The sequence below is a fragment of the uncultured Actinomyces sp. genome, assembly GCF_963526355.1.
GTDB lineage: Bacteria > Actinomycetota > Actinomycetes > Actinomycetales > Actinomycetaceae > Actinomyces.
In genome coordinates, this window is record NZ_CAUROW010000122.1 from 1 (window position 1) to 4,752 (window position 4,752).

The 4,752-nt window shown below is 72.5% G+C and carries 3 protein-coding genes and 1 pseudogene; 3 read left to right on the forward strand and 1 reads right to left on the reverse strand.

What is annotated here, in order from left to right:
* A pseudogene (locus RWR81_RS12420) lies at nucleotides 1-433 on the reverse strand (hypothetical protein); the annotation flags it as partial.
* 196 nt (nucleotides 434-629) lie between these two features.
* On the opposite strand from RWR81_RS12420, the gene RWR81_RS12425 reads away from it, so the two are divergent.
* The 3 genes from RWR81_RS12425 to RWR81_RS12435 form a co-directional block, all read left to right on the forward strand.
* Nucleotides 630-1,571 carry a hypothetical protein gene (locus tag RWR81_RS12425; RefSeq protein WP_314458037.1) on the forward strand — a complete coding sequence of 314 codons (942 nt, stop codon included), beginning with the start codon at nucleotides 630-632 and terminating at the stop codon, nucleotides 1,569-1,571.
* A gap of 97 nt (nucleotides 1,572-1,668) precedes the next feature.
* Complete coding sequence (locus RWR81_RS12430) at nucleotides 1,669-4,539, forward strand: hypothetical protein (protein WP_314458038.1); 2,871 nt, start codon at nucleotides 1,669-1,671, stop codon at nucleotides 4,537-4,539.
* Between the two features lie 46 nt (nucleotides 4,540-4,585).
* On the forward strand, nucleotides 4,586-4,752 hold a 167-nt coding region (locus RWR81_RS12435), incomplete at its 3' end, for an AzlC family ABC transporter permease (protein WP_314458039.1).

A 4,752-nucleotide genomic window follows, 5' to 3' on the forward strand; every position in this document is an offset into this window, starting at 1 on the left:
GTCCTCGCCCCACCAGGTCCGGCATCCAGCCGACCAGGCGGGTCCCGGCACGCCACAACCCGGCCACGGCGTCCAAGCCCGGGTCCCCGGTGGCAGCCTCGGTCAGGGAGGCGGAGGCCACGTGCTCGCGCAGCACCTCGGTGGGCACCACGGCCCCCTCCGCACCGCCCGAGGCGATGGCCCCACGGATCGCCGCCTCGGCGCGAGCCTCGCGCCACCGACGCCGCAGAGCCTCGTTCCATCGCAGCTCGGTGCAGGCCTCGCGCACCGCGGCCTCGGCGGCGCGCACCCGCTCATCGGCCGCCACTGCCCGCAGCGCCCCCAGCACCGGCGAGGCCTCGGATGCGGAAGACGGAGCCTCGGCGACATCCACCACATTCGGCCGTTCGACCAACAGGTCGGAACGGTCTTCATCCCCGACCGCTCCTGCCATGCCGCGCCTCTTCGGCGCCCCGGCCGATAACGGCCCGATCCCCACGGACATTCGCACCACGCACCCACTGTGTCACATGACCACTGCCCCCGGTCAACGACCGCCAGCCGCAACCAGCAGCAGCCGGGGGTACCCAACGCTTCCCGGGCCTCGACGAATCCCACATGGGCCGGACTCACCCCCTAGACTCGATCAGGTGAGTGACTCCCCCTCCCATCACGCCCAGGGCTCAGCCCCACCACCCGCCCCCGTGGGCGCTTCGGGGCGACCGCCGCGCAGTCGCAGACCCGATTACGTGCTCACGGCCGTCGTCGGAGTCATCCTCGCCGCGGCCGTCCCCTTCCTGCTGGGCACGGCCGACGCCGCCCCGGACTCGCCCCTGCGCGCCGGTCTGCTCCTCGGCACGATTCTGCTGGCCTCCTCCGCCGCCACCGCGCTGTTCGCCGCCCGCTCCTCGCTGGGCGCGCTCGCCACCGCCCTGACCGCCCTGGCTGCCCAGGCGGCCGTCTTCATGGCCCCCATGCACGCCGCCTCCCTGCCCTACCCCTGGCTGCAGAGGCTGATCAGCACCGGGTTCATGCTCATTCTGGCGGGCCTGTGGCTCGGTGGCTCCTGGGGGATGCGTATGGCCCGCCGCGCCGGCCACACCCAGGGTCATGCCGCCTTCCGCCTCACCCAGGCCGATCGAACCGTGGGCTCCACCCCGATACCACCACCCTCACGCCGTCGCGACCACCTCCTGTCCCTGCCCTGGGTCATCGCCGGGCTGACGCTCGCGGGATTCTTGCTCCCCCGCTCCTACCTGCGGGCGGTGGCCCCCGGCATCCAGACCGGGCCGCTGATGCTCGGGGCCATCCTCGTCTCCTTCATCGCCCTGGCCGCGGCCGCCGCCTCGACGGCGCGCTCCACCCTCGGTGCGCGTCTGACCGGTCCGATCCTCGTCCTACTGGCGGTCCCGGCGCTCAGTGGCGATATGATCCCTGGCAGCCGGCTGGTCTCCAGAATCCTGCCTTACGGCCCGGACGCCATCGTGCTCGCCGCCATCGGAATCGAGCTCATGGCGATCGGCTGGGGAGCCCACATGGCTCGCCGCACCGGCCGTGCCAACGCTCTGGCCCGGTTGCGCTCCGGCGTCTGAGGGTCCCATACCCGCAGTCATGCCTTTGGGACGACCATGCCGTCCCTTTCGGCGTCCCCACCCCTACCACTACCGTGTGCATGCGTAAGGAGACCTCGTGAGCACCGACAACACAGACCGCACCACCCCCCAGACGCCCAGCGGGTCAGACGGCGTCGCCCCGGCCGCCTCGAAGGCGCCGACGTCCGCCTCGAGACCGTTGGCATCGGACGCCCCCACGGAGGAGGCGACGGTCAACCTGGCCGACGAGGCTCTCGCCTCCCTGAAGAACCTGGCCGATACGTTGGCCCAGGCATCCCAGGAGGCAGCGGCCTCGTCGGCCACGCCGGTCACGGCAGCGACGATGGACAGTGGAGCCGGCGCCGGCAGTGCCGGCAGTCCCGCCGATGTCGGTATCCCCTCCCCGGCGGCCGAGGTCACCGGAGCCGACGAGACCGACGGTGTCGACGGCTGCGACACCGGTGATGCCGCGGACGGGACTGGCAGCAGTGACGCGGACGAGGCGGTCGACACGGACAGCGCGGGCAACGCCGGCAGCACCGACGACGCCCGTACCGTGAACATCCAGCAGGACGAAGGGCGACAGGATGCGACCGGGCACACTGTCAGCACCGAAGTCGACACCTACGTCAACCATGACGCAATCGTCACCAACGCTGCGGACGAAGTCGGCGACGAGGACCTCTCCCCGGCACCGACCGCCCCGGGGGGTGCCGAGGTCGGTACCTTCCCGGTCGGCCGCCCCGCTCAGGACCCGCTGCGCGCCGACGACCCCTCGCCTCGCCCCGTGACGACCCAGGCGGAGCCAACGCCCTCCGAGCCGTCTGAGGCCTCCGGGACCTCCGAGGCCTTCACGACGTCGATCCCAGGTTCTGCCGCCGGACCGACCGCGGACACCGGCACGGCGACCGCCAGGACGCCTCAGGAGCCCTCCTCCACGTCAGCCGATGCAGCCCTCGCCCCGGAGGACGACGACACCGGCGACACGCACACCGACGAGGCTCAGGTCGCAGCGGACCAGACCGTGACTCCTGACATGCCGCCAGCCATTCCGCCATCGTCGGCATCCGGCGGGTCGAAGGCCGAGCCGGTGCAGCCCGCGTCCGCGACCGCCTCCATCGTTCCACCCGCCGCTACAACCATCGTTTCGGCCGACGCCCCCGCTCCGGCAGTGGCCGAACCCACCGAGCCGGCCGAACCCGCTAAGCCGGCCGAGCCGGCCGAACCAGTCGAACCGACCGAACCGACTGAACTCACCGAGCCGACCCCGGAACCGATCCGGCAGAGGGACCCGGTCCCCACAGCGCAGACACCGCCGTCGCTCGGACGGGACATCGATGAGGACGAGTCTCCGGCCACGGTTGCCGACGCGGCTGAAGCCACGACCACACCGGTGTTCGCTCCCTCGGCCGGCACCACCGAGGATCCCACGAGCCCGGAAGACACCACAGCCCTGGAAGACGTCGCAGATCCAGTGGGCCCGCAGGACAGCGATGGTCGGGCAGAGCTCTCCCCGGAGCCCGTGACCCCGACGACCTTCACAGCCCCCGCCGGCGCCCCCGCTGCGAAGGCCGCGCCTTTTGCCGTGACAACCAGCACCGTGGGAGCCCCGGACGAGCCCGCACACCACGAGGCGCCCCCCTCCCCCATCGTTGCGATCGGCGCGACAGCCGGCGAGGAGTCCGGGCCTTCGACGTCGTCCGCTTCAGCGCCACCGGCTCTCTCCACCGCAAGAACAACAGCAGCCCCGCCCGAGAAGCCGTCACCAGCCCAGCCGACCACCCCGCCGGCAGCGGCGTCACCGGCCGAGCCCCTTCTCAGCCCGGCCGTGGAACCGCTCAAGGAGGCGACGACCGAGTCCACCCGCGTATCCCCGGGGGGCTCCAGGGCAGAAGCAGCGGCGGACGCCACGGCGGATACAGCGGGCTCCGCCGCGACTGCCACAAAGGAGCTGACCGGGGCCCCCGCCGTCAGACCGACCGACATCCGCCCCTCAGCCCCCTCGTGGCCGGCGACCCCGGCCGCCCGGTTGGCCCGGACAGGATCGGCGGCGAGCGCGTCCACGGCCCGTTCGGCCGAGCCGGCGCCCTCCGCATCCGTGACCTCCCCGGCAAGCAGTTCTCCGACTGCCGAGTTCTCGACGGACGGGCCCGCAGCGGCCGAGTCCACCTCGGTCCCGGCCGACTACCACCCCGAGGCCCCCGACCGCGAGGCTCCCCCGGCCAAGGCCCCGGTCGAGACCCCGGCCGCATCGGCATCGACATCCGCCGCGGTGACGGAGGAGCCCTCCTCGCACCAGGCACCCGCCTGGCTCGCGGCCTCCGCACCCCGGGGCCTGTCCACGGCCACCGGCGCCCTGGAGAGCGACGACCCCGAGGAACGCGGCCGATTGCGCGCCAGACAGGCCGCAGCCGCCATGACCGCCTCCGCCGAGGACGACGACATCCTCCTCAAGGGCGCCAGCGCACTGAGATCCCCGGACACTCGCACCGAGCCCCACTGGGCCGGGGTCCTCATCGCCGTCGTCCTGTTCCCCCTGGCCTGGTTCCTCGTGCACGACGGCGCCGCCGCCCTGACCGGCTCCACCCCCTCCACCTGGCCGTCCGCTGCCTCACCGATGGGCGCCCTGGAGATCCTGGGGGGCACTGCGGCCTGCGCCGCCGCCCTGTTCATGATCTCGCGATCCGCCCTGGGCGCCTTCGTCGTCGGCACCATCAGTGCGGTCATCGGGTTGTTCTTCGTCCTCACACCGGGAGTCGCTCAGTCGATCCTCGGCTCGACCATCGACCGGCTCCAGGCCCACTCCGACCTGGGGAGCTCCCTGTCCACCTACGTCATGGACGACGGCCTGTCGGGGCGCTTCGTCCTCATGGGCGTACTCACGATCATGGTCGCCGTCGTCGCCCACCGGGCGCGCCGGGCCGGTCGGCACGAGCAGGACATCGACGGGCACCGTCACCGTGACTGAACCCGACGTCGTCCACCCGCCGGCCGGGCCACGGCCGGTTCCGCGGATGCAGACCGTCGGTGACGCCGCTCGCGATGCGGTTCCGATCGTGATCGGCTACGTAACCCTGGGGCTGGCCGCCGGGATGCTGCTGGTCGCCCAGGGGCTGTCCTGGTGGTGGGCGCCGGTGTGGAGCCTGGTCATCTACTCCGGAACCATGCAGATGCTGCTGGT